General features: G+C 60.1%; 20 protein-coding genes. 12 read left to right on the top strand and 8 right to left on the bottom strand.

All coding sequences use genetic code 11. From position 1 onward, the window contains the following. Window positions 1-231: 231 nt before the first annotated feature. Window positions 232-1,167, bottom strand: coding sequence for an alpha/beta hydrolase (locus tag IEX53_RS01905; RefSeq protein ID WP_308429125.1), 936 nt, complete (start codon window positions 1,165-1,167; stop codon window positions 232-234). A 190-nt stretch (window positions 1,168-1,357) separates the two neighbouring features. On the opposite strand from IEX53_RS01905, the gene msrP reads away from it, so the two are divergent. Together msrP and msrQ are read left to right on the top strand one after the other, a co-directional pair. Further along, window positions 1,358-2,302, top strand: coding sequence for a protein-methionine-sulfoxide reductase catalytic subunit MsrP (gene msrP, locus IEX53_RS01900; RefSeq protein WP_188820869.1), 945 nt, complete (start codon window positions 1,358-1,360; stop codon window positions 2,300-2,302). Window position 2,303: 1 nt separating this feature from the next. Continuing rightward, window positions 2,304-3,026 (top strand): protein-methionine-sulfoxide reductase heme-binding subunit MsrQ, encoded by a 723-nt coding sequence (gene msrQ / locus IEX53_RS01895; protein ID WP_188820867.1) that lies wholly within the window; start codon window positions 2,304-2,306, stop codon window positions 3,024-3,026. A 12-nt stretch (window positions 3,027-3,038) separates the two neighbouring features. On the opposite strand, the gene IEX53_RS01890 is transcribed toward msrQ, so the two are convergent. After that, the gene (locus IEX53_RS01890; protein WP_188820866.1) at window positions 3,039-3,386 is read right to left on the bottom strand and encodes a RidA family protein; all 348 of its coding nucleotides are present in this window, start codon (window positions 3,384-3,386) and stop codon (window positions 3,039-3,041) included. A 145-nt stretch (window positions 3,387-3,531) separates the two neighbouring features. On the opposite strand from IEX53_RS01890, the gene IEX53_RS01885 reads away from it, so the two are divergent. From IEX53_RS01885 to argB, 7 genes are all read left to right on the top strand, one after another. Further along, window positions 3,532-3,726: a hypothetical protein gene (locus IEX53_RS01885; RefSeq protein WP_188820864.1), complete on the top strand. Its 195-nt coding sequence runs from the start codon at window positions 3,532-3,534 to the stop codon at window positions 3,724-3,726. 47 nt (window positions 3,727-3,773) lie between these two features. Beyond that, window positions 3,774-4,205 (top strand): type II toxin-antitoxin system HicB family antitoxin, encoded by a 432-nt coding sequence (locus IEX53_RS01880; protein ID WP_188820862.1) that lies wholly within the window; start codon window positions 3,774-3,776, stop codon window positions 4,203-4,205. 535 nt (window positions 4,206-4,740) lie between these two features. Beyond that, on the top strand, window positions 4,741-4,875 hold the full coding sequence (gene rpmH, locus IEX53_RS01875) for a 50S ribosomal protein L34 (protein WP_068880068.1): 135 nt from the start codon (window positions 4,741-4,743) through the stop codon (window positions 4,873-4,875). Between the two features lie 41 nt (window positions 4,876-4,916). After that, the gene (gene rnpA / locus IEX53_RS01870; protein ID WP_188820860.1) at window positions 4,917-5,282 is read left to right on the top strand and encodes a ribonuclease P protein component; all 366 of its coding nucleotides are present in this window, start codon (window positions 4,917-4,919) and stop codon (window positions 5,280-5,282) included. 28 nt (window positions 5,283-5,310) lie between these two features. After that, complete coding sequence (gene yidC / locus IEX53_RS01865) at window positions 5,311-7,161, top strand: membrane protein insertase YidC (protein ID WP_188820858.1); 1,851 nt, start codon at window positions 5,311-5,313, stop codon at window positions 7,159-7,161. Between the two features lie 266 nt (window positions 7,162-7,427). Further along, complete coding sequence (gene yihA, locus IEX53_RS01860; protein WP_188821108.1) at window positions 7,428-8,051, top strand: ribosome biogenesis GTP-binding protein YihA/YsxC; 624 nt, start codon at window positions 7,428-7,430, stop codon at window positions 8,049-8,051. A 123-nt stretch (window positions 8,052-8,174) separates the two neighbouring features. After that, on the top strand, window positions 8,175-9,068 hold the full coding sequence (gene argB, locus IEX53_RS01855) for an acetylglutamate kinase (protein ID WP_188820856.1): 894 nt from the start codon (window positions 8,175-8,177) through the stop codon (window positions 9,066-9,068). Between the two features lie 3 nt (window positions 9,069-9,071). Here the strand turns inward: argB and IEX53_RS01850 are convergent, their stop codons facing one another. Continuing rightward, the gene (locus IEX53_RS01850) at window positions 9,072-9,977 is read right to left on the bottom strand and encodes an EamA family transporter (protein ID WP_188820854.1); all 906 of its coding nucleotides are present in this window, start codon (window positions 9,975-9,977) and stop codon (window positions 9,072-9,074) included. 104 nt (window positions 9,978-10,081) lie between these two features. Here IEX53_RS01850 and IEX53_RS01845 point away from each other — a divergent pair, with 104 nt between their 5' ends. Beyond that, window positions 10,082-10,792: a pyrimidine 5'-nucleotidase gene (locus IEX53_RS01845; protein WP_188820853.1), complete on the top strand. Its 711-nt coding sequence runs from the start codon at window positions 10,082-10,084 to the stop codon at window positions 10,790-10,792. A gap of 195 nt (window positions 10,793-10,987) precedes the next feature. Here the strand turns inward: IEX53_RS01845 and IEX53_RS01840 are convergent, their stop codons facing one another. Next, window positions 10,988-11,827, bottom strand: coding sequence for an LOG family protein (locus tag IEX53_RS01840; RefSeq protein WP_188821106.1), 840 nt, complete (start codon window positions 11,825-11,827; stop codon window positions 10,988-10,990). 126 nt (window positions 11,828-11,953) lie between these two features. Here IEX53_RS01840 and dapD point away from each other — a divergent pair, with 126 nt between their 5' ends. Beyond that, window positions 11,954-12,808: a 2,3,4,5-tetrahydropyridine-2,6-dicarboxylate N-succinyltransferase gene (gene dapD / locus IEX53_RS01835; RefSeq protein ID WP_188820851.1), complete on the top strand. Its 855-nt coding sequence runs from the start codon at window positions 11,954-11,956 to the stop codon at window positions 12,806-12,808. A 96-nt stretch (window positions 12,809-12,904) separates the two neighbouring features. On the opposite strand, the gene IEX53_RS01830 is transcribed toward dapD, so the two are convergent. From IEX53_RS01830 to IEX53_RS01815, 4 genes are all read right to left on the bottom strand, one after another. After that, a complete protein-coding gene (locus IEX53_RS01830) occupies window positions 12,905-13,126 on the bottom strand; it encodes a hypothetical protein (protein ID WP_188820849.1) in 222 nt (73 codons plus the stop codon). Between the two features lie 44 nt (window positions 13,127-13,170). Then, window positions 13,171-13,380, bottom strand: a complete 210-nt coding sequence (locus IEX53_RS01825) for a hypothetical protein (protein ID WP_188820848.1) — start codon at window positions 13,378-13,380, stop codon at window positions 13,171-13,173. A gap of 80 nt (window positions 13,381-13,460) precedes the next feature. Then, window positions 13,461-13,706, bottom strand: a complete 246-nt coding sequence (locus tag IEX53_RS01820) for a hypothetical protein (RefSeq protein ID WP_188820846.1) — start codon at window positions 13,704-13,706, stop codon at window positions 13,461-13,463. A gap of 430 nt (window positions 13,707-14,136) precedes the next feature. After that, on the bottom strand, window positions 14,137-14,721 hold the full coding sequence (locus IEX53_RS01815) for a transglutaminase-like cysteine peptidase (RefSeq protein ID WP_188820844.1): 585 nt from the start codon (window positions 14,719-14,721) through the stop codon (window positions 14,137-14,139). Window positions 14,722-14,942: 221 nt separating this feature from the next. Here IEX53_RS01815 and dapE point away from each other — a divergent pair, with 221 nt between their 5' ends. Then, window positions 14,943-16,232, top strand: a complete 1,290-nt coding sequence (dapE, locus tag IEX53_RS01810) for a succinyl-diaminopimelate desuccinylase (RefSeq protein ID WP_188821104.1) — start codon at window positions 14,943-14,945, stop codon at window positions 16,230-16,232. The last annotated feature ends 37 nt before the right edge of the window (window positions 16,233-16,269 follow it).

The following is a 16,269-nucleotide window of genomic DNA, read 5'->3' as shown; positions in this document are numbered from 1 at the left end:
TGCTTTCAAGGCCATAAGTACGATAATTGAATGACAAGAGGCCGCGCCATGGACGGTAAGCCCATTTCACCCTTAAATGGAAATGGTTGGCTCATTCTTTTATCGCTGCGGCGACGTCACCGTAGAGGCATGGATCCCAGTGCTTGTCACTGGGATCCATGCCTCTACCTCTCCACCATAACAACGGTTCCAAAACCCAATTCAGGCGATTCCATCAAGACATGAACCGCTCTATTCCGAAGGGGTGGGTGCGCTGGCCTTGGTTGCCGGCTTGTCGGTCTGCATCGACACTGCGGGCGCGCCATCAGGTCCCTGCGCCGCCAGCCATTCGCTGACGATGCGCACATCCTCGTCGCCGAGCAGGTGGCCCGTCGCGACGGTGCGGGAGGCGACGCGCGCGCCGCTGGACTTGAGGATCGCCGAGAGCGCCGGCGCATAGGGCGAATAGATCTTGTCCTCAGCGCCCGCCACGGTCAGCACATTGACCTTGGAGAGGTTGGCGACGGGCGTTTCATCGAGCACCGGCATCGGGCGCATGAGCACCGCGCGCTTGACGAGGTCGGGATGCAGCAGCATCGTCGCGGCGAGCAGGTTCGCGCCGTTGGAATAGCCGACGAAGGTGGCGCGGGAGAGATCGATATTGTGGCTCTCCGCAAGCTTGGAGAGGAAGATGACAAAGGCGTCGGCTTCGGCGCGCACATCCTTCTGGTCGAACTTGACAGGCGTGATGCTGCGGTACCAACGGGTGCGCCCTTCCTGCAGCACCCTGCCGCGCACGCCGAGCAGCACCGCATTGGGCCAGATCTTCGAGGCGAGCGGCACGAGGCTTGTTTCATCGCCGCCTGAGCCGTGCAGGAGGATCACCGTCCTCGCCGTGGGGTTCTCCGGGCGGTAGAACCGGTAGAGGAACTGCGGATTGCGGACGATCTTCTGCACCGCGTCAGGGCCGGCCGTTTCATTCTTCTTTTTCATCGTCACACCCTCGCCGAGCCGGATGCCGGCAGGCCCCGTCTTCATGCCGGAGGCAGCAGCCGGTTTCGCGCCGGAGGCCTCGTTTTGAACCTTAGGGTCGGATACGGCTTGAGGCAATCCGGACGCCGCCGCGGGCAGGGCGGGCACCAGACAAAGAAGGGTGGACAATACGCCTGTTATACAACTCTTCACCATAAAGCCTATCCTGGCACCGAGAAGTTAAGCAAGTTTTAGAATCCCGCCATCACGCAGTGTAATCTAATGCAACAGATCGTGCGCTTCGACAACGCATATGGCGCCGGTGCATTTTTTAACAAGGGCTGATCCATTTCGGCCACAATGCTGGTATGCTCTGTCGCATATTGTGGGCGAACAGAGAAATGCCATGGCTTATCGCATCCCGCCTGTGCTTCCTTCCGAAATTACACCCAAAAGCGTTTATCTGCGCCGCCGGGAGTTCCTGTCCGGCGCGGTCGCGGCGGGGCTGATCGGCGTTTCGCCAACATTTGCGCAGGCCAAAGCCCTCAAGGCTCCGCGCGGACCCTATGCAACGGATGAAGCGCCGACGCCGCTCGCAGATGTGACTAGCTACAACAATTTCTACGAATTCGGCGTCGACAAGAGCGATCCATCATCTAATTCCGGCAATTTCAAGCCGAAGCCGTGGAAAGTGAAGGTGGATGGACTCGTTGCCAAGCCGATGGAGTTCGACATCGACGATCTGATCACCAAAATGCCGATCCAGGAACGCATCTACCGTATGCGCTGCGTCGAGGCTTGGTCGATGGTCATCCCATGGACCGGCTTCCAGCTTTCCGAGCTTCTGAACAAGGTCGAGCCGCTTTCATCGGCGAAATACGTCGCCTTCGAAACCGTGGTGCGCCCGGACGAGATGCCGGGGCAGCAGGGTGTGTTCCAGGCGCTCGACTGGCCCTATGTCGAGGGGCTGCGGCTGGATGAAGCCATGCATCCGCTCACTATCCTCGCGGTCGGGCTCTATGGCGAAACGCTGCCTAACCAGAACGGCGCGCCGATCCGGCTGGTCGTGCCCTGGAAATACGGCTTCAAGGGCATCAAGTCGATCGTGCGCATCAGCCTGGTGGACAAGGAGCCGCCCACTTCGTGGAACAAACAGAACCCGCAGGAATATGGCTTCTACGCCAATGTTAATCCCGCGGTGGATCATCCGCGCTGGAGCCAGGCGACGGAGCGCCGCATCGGCGAGGGCGGGTTTTTCGGTTCGGGACGGCGCAAGACATTGCCCTTCAACGGCTATGCGGAAGAGGTCGCCTCGCTCTATTCAGGCATGGATTTGAAGGTCAATTTTTGAGATGGCCAAACGGCATGGCAGTGCGCTTGTCTGGACGCTTTACGGCCTAGGTCTTCTCCCCGCCCTATGGAGCTTTTATCTAGGCAGCACCGGCGGCCTCGGCGCCGATCCCGTGAAAGCGTTCGAGCATGCGCTCGGGCTCTGGGCGCTGCGCTTCCTGATCCTGACGCTGATGGTCTCGCCGCTGCGCGACCTCTTCTCGGTCAACCTCCTGCGCTATCGGCGCGCGCTCGGGCTGCTCGCCTTTTACTATGCGGCCATGCATTTCAGCGTTTACATGATCCTCGACCAGGCGCTGGATCTGAATGCGGTCGTCGCCGATATCGTCAAGCGGCCCTTCATCACCATCGGTATGGCGAGCCTCGTGCTTCTCGTTCCGCTCGCCGTGACCTCCAACAGCTGGTCGATCCGGCGGCTTGGGCGCAACTGGGTGACGCTGCACCGGCTCGTCTACCTTGCCGCTGCCGGCGGCGCGATCCACTTCATCCTGTCGAAGAAAAGCTGGCAGGCCGAACCGGTGATCTATGCCGCGATCATTGCGGGGTTGCTCCTGTGGAGGGCGGTGCGTCCGCGACGCCGTTCTCCCTCCCCCTTGCGGGGAGGGTGGCCCGAAGGGTCGGGTGGGGGTGGTGACGTTTGCGCTACGGTCGTTAGCAAAAGCACAAACGTCACCACCCCCATCCGCCCGCTCCACGGGCACCTTCCCCGCAAGGGGGAAGGATAAAGGGCGCGCTTATCAATCCACCGCCGCGGTGACGATGATCTCGACTTTGTATTCCGGACTTGCGAGCTTCGCCTCGCCGGTGGCGCGGGCAGGCGTGTTGGCCGGATCGACCCAGGCATCCCAGACGGCGTTCATCTCGGCGAAATTGGCCATGTCGTCGAGCCAGATAATCACCTGCAGCAGCTTGGACTTGCTGCTTCCCACTTCCGCCAGAAGCCGGTCGATTTCGGCAAGAATGGTCTTGGTCTGCTCAGCAACGCTTTGGCCCGGCTCGCCGACCTGTCCGGCGAGATAGACGGTGTTGCCGTGGACGACGGCCTGGCTCATGCGCGGATCGGGCTCGATGCGGCGAATGCTCATTACAAACTCCTAGTTTGATTGGGACGGCAGTCAATATCATACGCAAGCACGCCGATCATCGCAAAATTGCACCGTGTCCTAATATGAGTTCCCTTGCGAATCGTACGTTTTCGTGCGATATTTATTTCAAGAGAAGGGGGCGATTATGAAAAGGGAAGCACTTCTTCGCGAGCTTCGAAAATTGGCTCGCAAAACCGGCAAAACTTTCGAAGTCAACGAAAACAGAGATAAGGGAGCGCACTACCGGGTTAGATTTGGAGATAGAGAAACAACCATCCAATCCGGCGAGCTGACGCCGCTTCGAGTTGAAGCCATCAAGAAACAACTGGGGATTATCTGATCCCAGCTACTCCTGAAAATCCATGCCCAACCGAAAGAGAAGTTCTCATGAATTACATTTATCACGCCAAACTGACGGACGATCCCGATGGCGGATATCTCGTCACCTTTCCCGATGTACCGGAAGCCATAACCGGCGGCGCCGACCATGCGGAAGCGTTGCGCAACGCCTCCGAGGCACTCGGGCTGGCGCTGCGTGGCTACCTTGTGGGAGACCGTCCATTGCCGATCCCCTGCGCTCGCGCGGACGATCTCGTGCCCGTCCCCGTCGAAGCGTCCGACGCGCTGAAACTGGCGGTTATCGAAGCCTTCAACGCCTCCGGCCTCACCAAAACCGAATTGGCGAGGCGCTTGGGTAAGGCTGAAACGGAAGCGAGGCGAATTCTGGACCCTGACTACCCGTCCAAACTCCCGATACTTCAGGCAGCGCTGGCCGTTCTGGGAAAAAGGGTCGTGGTGTCCATTCAGGACGCGGCGTGAGGACGCATCCTTAGCGACAGGCGCCACGGCCTGGCCCCATCAAGCCAGGCCGTGGTCGGCATTGCAGGGCGTCATGCGCACGAAGCGATGGGATACTCATGCGACCGACCGGCGTCCTGCAAACTTCATCCGTGTTCCCGGCTCCCTCCTCCCAAGCCGGGAAGCCCCTCTGGCTCCGCGGATGCTCGAAGGGACCCGCCTTGCGTGCCGGATCGGCAGATCAACCTTCGATTGCTTTATCTAGTCACGATTCTTATTGGTTGTAAAGATGGAATTTTAAACTATTGAGAGAGTGGCGTTACTGCTGGCAATACCATTTTCGAAGCGCCGAAAACCTTGTCGTTCCTTACGGAATTCTAATGGAATAGAACTTGTGCGCACCGCAATTGACTTGGGGGGAGGTTGCATCTATAAGCCGCCCCACGTTCGGACATATTGGCCTGACGGCAGTTTTGCGCTGCCTGAAAGCCGGCCGGGCCAGCTCCTGTTCAATCTGACAGAATCAAGAAGGGCCGCACACCGCGGTATTAAATAAATGAAGCGCACCTATCAGCCGTCCAAGCTTGTTCGCAAGCGCCGTCATGGTTTCCGCTCCCGCATGGCCACGCCTGGCGGGCGCAAGGTCATTGCCGCTCGCCGCGCCCGCGGTCGCAAGCGGCTTTCGGCGTAAAGCCGATCCGCGTGTCTTTCACGCGGCGCTCCGAAGAAACCATGAAAGAACAAAAGCCACTCCGCCTTCGCAAGAGAGCGGAGTTTTTGGCTGTAAGAAATGGCGAAAAGCGGCGGGGGCGGTTTTTCCTGCTGGAAGTCAAAAAGCGCGAGCCGGCGGAATCCGCCGCCGCGAAAGTGGGCGACAAGCCGCGCGTGGGGCTGACCGTCACCAAGAAAAACGGTAACGCGGTGATCCGTAATCGCATTCGCAGGCGTCTGCGTGAAGCAATGCGCGCCAATGCAGGTGACATGGCCGATGGGACCGACTATGTGATCGTTGCACGCCGTGACGCGCTCGATGCGCCATTCACCGAACTTGTCAGGGAACTCGCCAGACGGGTTGCCAAGACTGAAACGAAACGCTGATCCGGCTCGACCGGACCTGGGACCATCGATGGAAAACAACCGCAATTTCTTTATCACCATTGCCCTGTCCATCCTGATCCTGACCCTGTGGCAGGTGTTCTATATGAACCCTAAGGTCGAAGCCCAGAAGGAACAGGCCCGGATCGAGGCGCAGCGCCAGGAACAGGCGCAAAAGCAGGCGCAGACGCAGGCTCCCGCGCCCGGACAGGCGCAGCCGGCTCCGGCGGATAGCCACGTCAACATCCCCGGGGCGCCCGCCCAGCAGGGCATTCCCGGCCAGTCCACGGACGGCGCGGCCAATGTGACCCGCGAGGCGGCTATTGCACAGTCGGGCCGCGTCAAGATCGACACGCCGAGCCTTCGGGGCTCGATCAACCTGACCGGCGCGCGCCTCGACGATCTCTATCTCAAGGGCTACCACGAGACGGTCAACGATTCCTCGCCCAATATCGAGCTGCTGGCTCCGTCGCAGTTGAAGCAGGGCTATTTCATCGAGCTTGGCTATACGGGCAATGCCGAGACCGGCGCGGTGCCTGGCCCCACGACCGTCTGGAAGGTCGAGGGCAACGACACGCTGACGCCTTCGACGCCCGTCACGCTCGTCTACACTAACGACAAGGGCCTGACTTTCAAGCGCGTCATCTCGGTGGACGACAATTACATGTTCACCATAAACGACACGGTGACCAACGCCTCCGGGGCTCCGGTGACGCTGCAATCCTACGGCCGCGTGATCCGCTTCGAGCCGCCTGCCCATCCGAGCGCCACCTATGTGCTCCATGAGGGCCTCATCGGCGTCATCGGCGACGATGGCCTGCAGGAAATCAAATATTCAAAGATGGCCGACGAGAAGGAAATCGCGCCGCCGAAATCGGCCGGTGGCTGGCTCGGTATTACCGACAAATACTGGGCTGCTGCCCTGATTCCGCCGCAGAATGAGACCTATCAGGCGCGCTTCTCCTTCTTCCCCGATGGCCGATCACGCTATCAGGCGGATTTTCTCGCCAATCCCGTCACTATCCAGCCCGGCCAGTCGACCTCGATCGAGAACCATGTGTTCGCCGGCGCCAAGGAAGTGGCCAAGATCAACGCCTATGAGAAGAATCTCGGCATCCGCCAGTTCGAGCTCCTGATCGACTGGGGCTGGTTCTACTTCATCACCAAGCCGATGTTCTACCTCATCGACTGGCTCTATAAGCTGTCAGGAAATTTCGGCGTGGCGATCCTGCTGGTGACCGTCATCCTGAAGGCAGTGTTCTTCCCGCTCGCCAACAAATCCTACGCCTCGATGGCGCGGATGAAGATGATGCAGCCGAAGATGCTGGAAATCCGTGAGAAATATGCGGATGACAAGGTGAAGCAGCAGCAGGCGATGATGGAGCTTTACAAGACCGAGAAGATCAACCCGTTGGCCGGCTGCTGGCCAGTACTGGTGCAGATCCCGGTGTTCTTCGCGCTCTACAAAGTGCTCTACGTCACCATCGAAATGCGCCATGCGCCGTTCTTCGGCTGGATCCATGATCTGGCCGCGCCGGATCCGACCTCGCTCTTCAACCTGTTCGGTCTCCTGCCCTTCGCGCCGCCGCACTTCCTGATGATCGGCGTATGGCCGCTGATCATGGGCGTCACCATGTTCCTGCAAATGCGCATGAACCCGACGCCGCCGGACCCGACCCAAGCCGCGATCTTCACCTGGATGCCCATCATCTTCACCTTCATGCTGGCGACATTCCCGGCGGGCCTCGTCATCTACTGGGCATGGAACAACACCCTGTCGATCACCCAGCAGGCCGTGATCATGAAGCGCCAGGGCGCGAAGATCGAGCTATGGGATAATCTCAAGGGACTGTTCAGTCGCAAACCGAAAGCGGCGGAGTGACCTGCAAGCTGGGGTGCACCTGAACACCCCCCTCTGCCCTGCCGGGCATCTCCCCCCACAAGGGGGGAGATTGGCTGGCACCAGCCACGGCGCGCATTCTGCAACATTGGCGATTGGCGAAAGCGGTATTCACATCCAATCTCCCCCCTTGTGGGGGAGATGCCCGGCAGGGCAGAGGGGGGTGAGCACTGCCAATTCAAGAAAGTACTCAACCGGCCGTGACCCAACCCGACAATCAACAAGCCGAACTCATCGAAGCGGGGCGGATGCTGTTCGCCAAGGGCTGGATATTCATCCGCGGCGTGCCGGCGATGAAATTCCTGCCGCCGGAGGGGCCGCTCGAGATCGCATTTGCCGGGCGCTCCAATGTCGGCAAGTCGTCGCTCATCAATGCGCTGGTTGGACAGAAGGGCCTTGCCCGCACCTCCAACACGCCGGGCCGTACGCAGGAACTGAATTATTTCGTCCCGGACGGCTATTCGGGCGAAGGCAGTGACCTGCCGCCGCTGGCGCTGGTCGATATGCCCGGCTACGGCTTTGCGGAAGCGCCGAAGGCGCAGGTCGATGCGTGGACGAAGCTTGTCTTCGACTACCTCCGCGGCCGCACGACGCTCAAGCGCGTCTATGTGCTGATCGACGCGCGCCACGGCATCAAGAAGAACGACGCCGAAGTGCTCGATCTCCTGGACAAGGCCGCCGTCTCCTACCAGATCGTGCTGACCAAGATCGACAAGATCAAGCCCGCCGGCGTGCCGCGGCTGATGGAGGAAACGGCCAAGGCCATCGCCAAGCGTCCCGCCGCTTTCCCCGGCATCATCGCCACCTCGTCGGAAAAAGGCGTCGGTCTCGATGAACTGCGGGCCGCGATCATCCTTCTCACGCGAGAGTAAAAGCATGATTTCGAAAAGTTGCAGACTTTTCGCGTAAGATCATGCGGCGGGGATATTTCCCTTCGCCGCGACATGCGCTAAGAGACCGCCAATTTACCCGCCCTCTCTCCTGCGGAGCCCATCATGGCCCATTCTCCTGAAAACGCGGCAATCCAGGCGCAGCTTCTTTCCGCCGCGCTGCCCTTCATGCAGCGCTACGAGAACAAGACCGTGGTGGTCAAATATGGCGGCCATGCCATGGGCAATCCAGAGCTTGGCAAGGCCTTTGCCCGAGACATCGCGCTTCTGAAGCAGTCCGGCATCAACCCCATCGTCGTCCATGGCGGCGGCCCGCAGATCGCGGCGATGCTCGCCAAGCTCGGCATCGAATCCCGCTTCGAGGGCGGCCTGCGCGTCACCGACGAGAAGACGGTGGAAGTGGTCGAGATGGTGCTCGCCGGCTCCATCAACAAGGAGATCGTCGCGCTCATCAATGCCGAGGGCGAATGGGCCATTGGCCTGTGCGGCAAGGACGGCAACATGGTCTTCGCGCAGAAGGCCAAGAAAACGGTCGTCGATCCCGATTCCAATATCGAGAAGGTACTCGATCTGGGCTTCGTCGGCGAGCCGGTCGAGGTGGACCGCACGCTGCTCGACCTCCTGGCCCGCTCCGAGATGATCCCGGTCATCGCCCCGGTGGCGCCGGGCCGCGACGGCCACACCTACAATATCAACGCCGATATTTTCGCCGGAGCGATTGCCGGTGCGGTCAAGGCTTCGCGCCTCCTGTTCCTGACCGACGTACCGGGCGTGCTCGACAAGGACAAGCAACTGATCAAGGAACTCTCCGTCGCGGACGCGCAAGCGCTGATTAGGGACGGCACGATTTCCGGCGGCATGATCCCCAAGGTCGAAACCTGCATCGAGGCGATCAGGCGCGGGGTCGAGGGCGTGGTGATCTTGAATGGCAAGACCCCGCATTCGGTATTGCTGGAGCTTTTCACTGAGCATGGGGCCGGTACGCTGATTGTTCCGTGAGGGTTACCCCCACGTCAACAGCAGCAGAATTCCCGCCACGATCAGCAGGCACCCCGCAACCTCCATGCGGTTGATGCGCTCGCGGAAGACGAACACCGACGCGATGAAGGTGAACACCAGCTCGATCTGCCCCAGCCCGCGCACATAGGCGACCTGCTGTAGCGTCATGGCCGTGAACCAGCACGCGGAGCCAAGCACGCCCGCCAGCCCGACCAGCGAGGATGAGCGCCAAGAGCGGATGACGCGGACGATCTCGGCGGCGTCTTTAACCGCCATCCAGAGGAGCATGAACACCGTCTGGAATACCGTGACGAAGGCGAGCGTCACCGCCGCCTGCATGATCGGATGCGGGCTATCCAGCGCCAGCGCGGCGGTGCGATAGGCGACGGCGGAAATACCGAAGATCGCGCCCGAGGCGATGCCGATGAGCGCGGTGCGGCTCATCAGCGCCGCGCCGAGATTGCGCCAGGTAAGCGGCATCCGCGCCACGGAAATCATCATCACCCCGACAATGCCGACGGCAATCGCCGCCACCGCGCCCGACGTGATCCTCTCGCCCAGGATGATCAGCCCGAACAGCGCCGCCTGCACCGGTTCGGTCTTAGAGTAGGCGGTTCCAACAGCGAAATTGCGCAAGGAAAAGAGATACACAAGCAGGATGGTGGCGAATATCTGCGCCAGCCCGCCGATGATCGACCAGATCGCGAATGTCGCGCTCAGCGATGGAAAGGCGTAGCCCGCCAGATGATGGAGCGCCAGGACATAGGCGAGCGCCACGGGAAACCCATAGCCGAAGCGCACGAAGCTTGCGCCTGTCGTGCTGAGCGACGTGCGCAGATGCTTCTGCAAGGCCGACCGCAGATTTTGCAGAAAGGCCGCCGCGATGGTGACGGGTATCCAGAGTTCCATGATGAGGAGCAGTGAGACGGGAAGTGAACGGAAGTGAGTGAGCGATACCTCTACCTCACTATCGCACTGTTCACCATCTCACTTTTCATGTCATAAGATTGGCCATGACCAATACGCCGCAGCCGCAAGCATTCGACCATGTCACCGACTGGGTTTTCGACCTCGACAACACGCTCTATCCGCACGCCTCGAACCTGTTTTCGCAGATTGATGTGAAGATGACGAGCTATGTCGCCCAGTTCCTCCAGCTTCCGCGCGAGGAGGCGAGGGCGCTCCAGAAGCAGTTCTATCTGGAATATGGCACGACGCTGAAAGGGCTGATGACCCGCTACGAGATCGACCCGGACGATTTCCTCGAAAAGGTCCACGACATCGATTATTCCTGGCTCGCGCCCGACCCGGCGCTGGGCGAGGCGATCCGGCGGCTGCCGGGGCGCAAATTCATCTTCACCAATGGCAATAAAGGCCACGCCGAACGCTCTGCGCGGCAATTGGGCATACTCGACCATTTCGACGATATCTTCGACATCGTCGCCGCGGATTTGATGCCGAAGCCCGCCCGCGAGACCTATGACAAATTCGTCGGCCTCTACCGTGTCGACACCCGCAACGCGGTGATGTTCGAAGACCTCGCCCGCAACCTCGTCGTGCCTAAGGCGCTCGGCATGACGACCGTGCTGATCGTGCCGAAAAACTTCGAGCCGACCTTCTCGGAAATCTGGGAGAAGGACCCGGAATTTACCGACGCGGTGGATTATGTGACGGATGATCTGGCGGGGTTTTTGGGGGGCGTTTTGGTGGGAGAAAGAAGCTGAAGTCGGCTCCAGGCAACCCCCTCTGCCCTGCCGGGCATCTCCCCCACAAGGGGGGGAGATCGGATGCTACGAGGCTCCGCTCGCATTCTGCAACGGCTGCGATTAGTAGCCGGCATAGATGAAAGCTAATCTCCCCCCTTGTGGGGGAGATGTCCGGCAGGACAGAGGGGGGTACTGTCCCGCGACGTACCCTGTTTAAAGCTTATAAAACCCCTTGATCTCCCCCCACGCCTCCTCCGCCGTGTCGACGAAGGTGATCAGATCGACATCGGCAGGCGCGATGGTGCCCTGTTCCGCGAGATACTCGATATTGATCGCGCGGGTCCAGAATTCCTTGCCGAACATCAGCAGCGGCACGCGCTCCATGCGCCCGGTCTGGATCAGCGTCATCGTCTCGAAAAGCTCGTCCATCGTGCCGAAGCCGCCGGGGAACACGACGACCGCTTTTGCGCGCATCAGGAAGTGCATCTTGCGGATGGCGAAATAGTGGAAATTGAAGCACAGATCCGGCGTCACGTAGGGATTAGGCGCCTGCTCGTGGGGCAGCACCACATTGAGGCCGATGGATGGCGCGCCGGCATCCGCCGCGCCGCGATTGCCCGCTTCCATTACGCCCGGCCCGCCGCCAGTGACGACGACGAACTCGTGATAATCGGTCGTCGCAGAATATTGCGAGCAGAGTTTCGCGAAGCGCCGCGCCTCCTCGTAATAGCGGGAGTTGGCTTCCAGATTTTTCTTCTGCGTCTCGTTCTTTGCAGCCCATGCCTCGCCGCCCGGCTCGGGAATTCGGGCGCCGCCGAAGAACACCACCGTCGATTTGATGCCGTGTTCCTCAAGGAGCATTTCCGGCTTCAGCAGCTCAAGCTGCAGCCTTATGGGGCGCAGCTCCCGGCGGGTCATGAATTCCTGATCGGTGAAGGCGAGCCGGTAGGAGGGCGCCTCGGTCTGGGGCGTCTGGGGCACCGCTTTGGCGTGCCTGACGTCCTCGCGTGAATGGGGAAATGGCGTCCAGCCGTTCTTTTCCATCGGATTCATCTTTTTCTTCTTCATTCCCATTCCATTAAAACCATTTTCGATTTTCGTACTGATGCTATAGGTCATCCAAAGTCCGCCGGCCAATGATAGCCGCTTGATCGTCAATAGCCCGTTAGGAGTTCCCTAATGTCCCAGCCAGATTTCGCCAGCCTCGAAAAGACCGTCGATAACGCCTTCGATGAACGTGATGGCATTAATGTGAATACGCGCGGCGAAATCCGCGACGCCGTCGAGCATGCGCTGAACCTACTCGATCGCGGCGAAGCCCGCGTGGCGGAAAAGGGGGCGGATGGCAGCTGGCATGTGCATCAATGGCTGAAGAAAGCCGTGCTCCTTTCCTTCCGTTTGAATCCCATGTCCATCGTCAAGGGCGGCCCCGGTGAATCCACCTGGTGGGATAAGGTTCCCTCGAAATTCGAAGGCTGGGGCGCGCTGGAATTCGAGAAGGCGGGCTTCCGCGCCGTGCCCAATTGCGTGGTGCGCCGTTCGGCCTATGTCGCGCCCGGCGTCATCCTCATGCCGTCCTTCGTCAACCTCGGGGCCTATGTCGATGAAGGCACCATGGTCGATACCTGGGCGACGGTCGGCTCCTGTGCGCAGATCGGCAAGCATGTGCATCTCTCGGGCGGCGTCGGCATCGGCGGCGTGCTCGAGCCGATGCAGGCCGGCCCCACCATCATCGAGGACAATTGCTTCATCGGCGCGCGCTCCGAAGTGGTCGAAGGCTGCATCGTCCGCGAGGGCTCGGTGCTGGGCATGGGCGTCTATATCGGCAAGTCCACCAAGATTGTCGACCGCGCCACGGGCGAAGTCTTCTACGGCGAAGTGCCGCCCTATTCAGTCGTCGTCGCGGGCACCATGCCGGGCAAGCCTTTGCCCAATGGCGAGCCGGGCCCGAATCTCTACTGCGCTGTCATCGTCAAGCGCGTGGACGAAAAGACACGGTCGAAGACATCAATCAACGAACTGCTACGCGATTGATTTAACACAATGAAAAAGCGGCGAAGCTTCGGCTTCGCCGCTTTATGGACAGTTCGGCAATTGTACTGGAGAACAGAGTGCCTGCTGTCCTATTCATTATTCACCGTTTGCCGGTGAAGCATCGCCGAAACGGTTCGCCGCCGGGTTGGTGGCTTCGAGCGTGGTCTTCGGAGCCTTGACGGTCGCCGTCGCGGTGTAATCGACGCGGGTCTGCTGAGCGGACGACGCGTGGTCATTGATGCCGAAATTCGGGTTTTCAGCGAAGGCAACGCCTGCGCTCAAGGAAAGGGCGGCAGCGGCGAGAATGATCTTGTTCATGATATGATACTCCTGTGAGTAAATTCAGTTAGCGAAAATACCTGTTATTGACCAACGGCGGGCGAGGCGTCGCCGAAGCGGTTAGCCGCCGGGTTGCCAGCGTCGACAGTCTTAATGGTGGCCGTGGCCGTGCGATCGACGCGGCTCTGCTGGGCGGACGGCGCGGGTTCATTGATGCCCAAATTGGGGTTTTCAGCGAAGGCGACACCGGCGCTCAAGGCAAGCGCGGTCGCTGCAAGAACGATCTTGTTCATGGGTCTAGTCCTGATTTTGGGGGAGGGTGGGATAGTGAGAAGGTGAAATTCCTATCTCACTATTCCCCTGTTGGCTTGGATTACTGCTGGTTCGCCGGGGAGGCATCGCCGAAGCGATGGGCCGCCGGATTGGTGTCATTGACGGTGCCCGTCTTGATCGAAGCCGGAGCAGTGTAGTCCACCTTCTGCTCGGCCTTCTGGCTGGCAACGGGGGTGCTGTCATTTGCGTAAAGATCGTCCGGCGTACCAACCGAGGGGTTTTCAGCAAAGGCGGCGCCAGCGCTCAGAATGAGGGCAGCCGTGGCAAGGGCAATGGTCTTCTTCATGATAATCTCTCCTAGAACTTTTTCGGAAGGGCTGTTTGGGAGGAAGTGTGCCCTTCCGATGACGTTCAGATGGGAGACAATGCGCTTTAGTGCCAGTAACGAAAATGTGCCGGAACTCACGCGTTTGTGCGCTTGAAATCCGGCTTATGGATTCTAATCAAATAGCTTGATGTTTATTATCAATGGCTTACAAGGTCACTGCCCAATCACGGGATCGTGAGCATTGGTTCATTGTTCCGATGTTCTGAACAGTCTGTTCTAATGCAGCGTTCAATAATCGAAAACGATGCCTTGTTTTGGCACCCCGGACGCCGCGCTACATGGCCGATTTTCATGACAGCCGCATGACAATCATGTCCGATTGATTCTATTGGAAGCCCCCTCACTGGCCAAACGGGCATGGCGAGGAGGGTAGCGCTCTCCAATGTCCTCAATTCGCGGCCACTTCGATGGCGCTTCCCGATATGCCGATCCAGCGGCCCGAATGGTTGGGCGCCTGCATCTTGACATATTGATAGCCCGTCTTCTCGACCGGCAGGATCTCATTGCGCAGATTGTCGAGCACGAAATCGCCCCTGTCGGTGCGCACCGTCAGCACGACATGCGCCTCGCCCCGGTTGCGCACCATGGTGATCAGGAGCTGCGATGCGCTGAAGCCCATGCCGAGCAGCCTTGCGCGTTTCATGAGCACATAGTCCTCGCAATCGCCCATCCTGTTGGTGGGAATCGTCCAGTAATCGCGCTTGCCATAGACCTCCTGGTCCGATTTCGGCTGGATGGCGGCATTGACCGACTGGTTGACGCGCTCGAGCTTGCGCCAGCGCACGCCGTTCAGCGCCACTGCCGGCATGATACGGTGCGCGCCGCAATCGCGCGGATTGCGCTTGCAATAGTCGAGATGGCCGTAGGGAATGCTCGTCGCTCCCCCTTCGGACAGCCGCTCGGCTGCCTTGGCCACACCCATAGCCCCGGCGAGAAACCCCGCCACACATGCCGCGACCGCATATTTGCGCATCGTCGTTCCCCTTTGCTGGCATGATCTTATCGGAAAAGTCTGTAACTTTTCCAGATCTTGCGCCAAGCGTTTTGCGTTTTTTCAAACGTTGCGGCTGGCCCGTAATCCGGGCTCTCATCAATATTCAGTTAACTAACGATAGCCGAGGCGGCGCGGTCAAGTTAAATTTATATGTCAGCCTCTATATAGAGGATCCGAACCCCCGGAAGCCGATGGAACCCATGACCCTTCTCCCCACCGATCCTGTCGAGAATCTGAGCCTCCTGATCCGCTGCCCCTCCGTCACGCCTGCGGAGGGCGGGGCGCTGACGGCGCTGGAGAACATGCTGAAACCGCTCGGCTTTTCCATCGAGCGTCCGGTCTTTTCGGAAGACGGCACGCCTGACATCGAGAACCTCTATGCAAAGTTTTCGGGCAATGGCCCGCATCTGATGTTCGCCGGCCATACCGACGTGGTGCCGCCCGGCGACGAGAGCGCCTGGAAGCATGCGCCCTTTTCCGCCGTCATCGAGAACGGCGAAATCTACGGACGTGGCGCGGTGGACATGAAAGGCGGCATTGCCTGCTTCGTCGCCGCCGTCGCGCGTTATGTGGAGGCCCATGGGGTCCCCGCCAGCGACCGAAGGGAGCTTAAGGGCGGGGCAGAGAATTTGGTCCCCGCCAGCGACGACAAGGAGCTTAAGGGCGGGGCAGGGACCTTCCCACTACCGGGCAGCGTCTCCTTCCTCATCACTGGCGACGAGGAAGGCCCGGCGATCAACGGCACGGTGAAGCTGCTCGACTGGGCGGCGAAGAAGGGCGAGCGCTGGGACGCGGCCATCGTCGGCGAGCCCACCAATCCGAATGGGCTCGGCGACATGATCAAGATCGGGCGGCGCGGCTCCGTCTCCGGCACGATTACGGTCCATGGCGTGCAGGGCCATGTCGCCTATCCGCACCTCGCCGACAATCCGGTGCGCGGCCTCGTCACGCTGGTCGATGCGCTGCTAGCCCCCGTGCTGGACGCGGGGACGAAGGATTTCCAGCCGAGCAATCTCGAAGTCACCAGCATCGATGTCGGCAATGCCGCGACCAATGTGATCCCGGCGAAGGCGACGGCGAGCTTCAACATCCGCTTCAACGACCATTGGACGGACGAGACGCTGAAGGCCGAGATTGAAAGCCGTCTCGACCGGGCGGCGAAAAGCAGCAAGCTGAGGCCCGGACGCGACACGCCAATCCGCTATGAGCTTTCCTGGCGGGAACGCCCCAGCCATGTTTTCCTGACGCGCGATGGGAAGCTGGTCGATACGCTCAGCGCCTCCGTCGAGGCGGTCACCGGCAGGCGGCCCGAGCTTTCCACATCAGGCGGAACATCGGATGCGCGCTTCATCAAGGATTATTGCCCGGTGGTGGAGTTCGGCCTCGTCGGCAAGACCATGCATATGGTCGATGAGCGCGCCGCCTTGTCCGATTTGGAAATGCTCACCAGAATCTACCAGAACTTCCTTGAGCGGTTTTTCAGCCGCTAAAGCATGTCTCCCAAAAGTGGGAACCGGTTTTGGGCAA

It is taken from the genome of Paramesorhizobium endophyticum (assembly GCF_014640615.1).
Lineage (GTDB): Bacteria > Pseudomonadota > Alphaproteobacteria > Rhizobiales > Rhizobiaceae > Paramesorhizobium > Paramesorhizobium endophyticum.
This window is presented reverse-complemented; position numbering and strand designations above follow the sequence as displayed.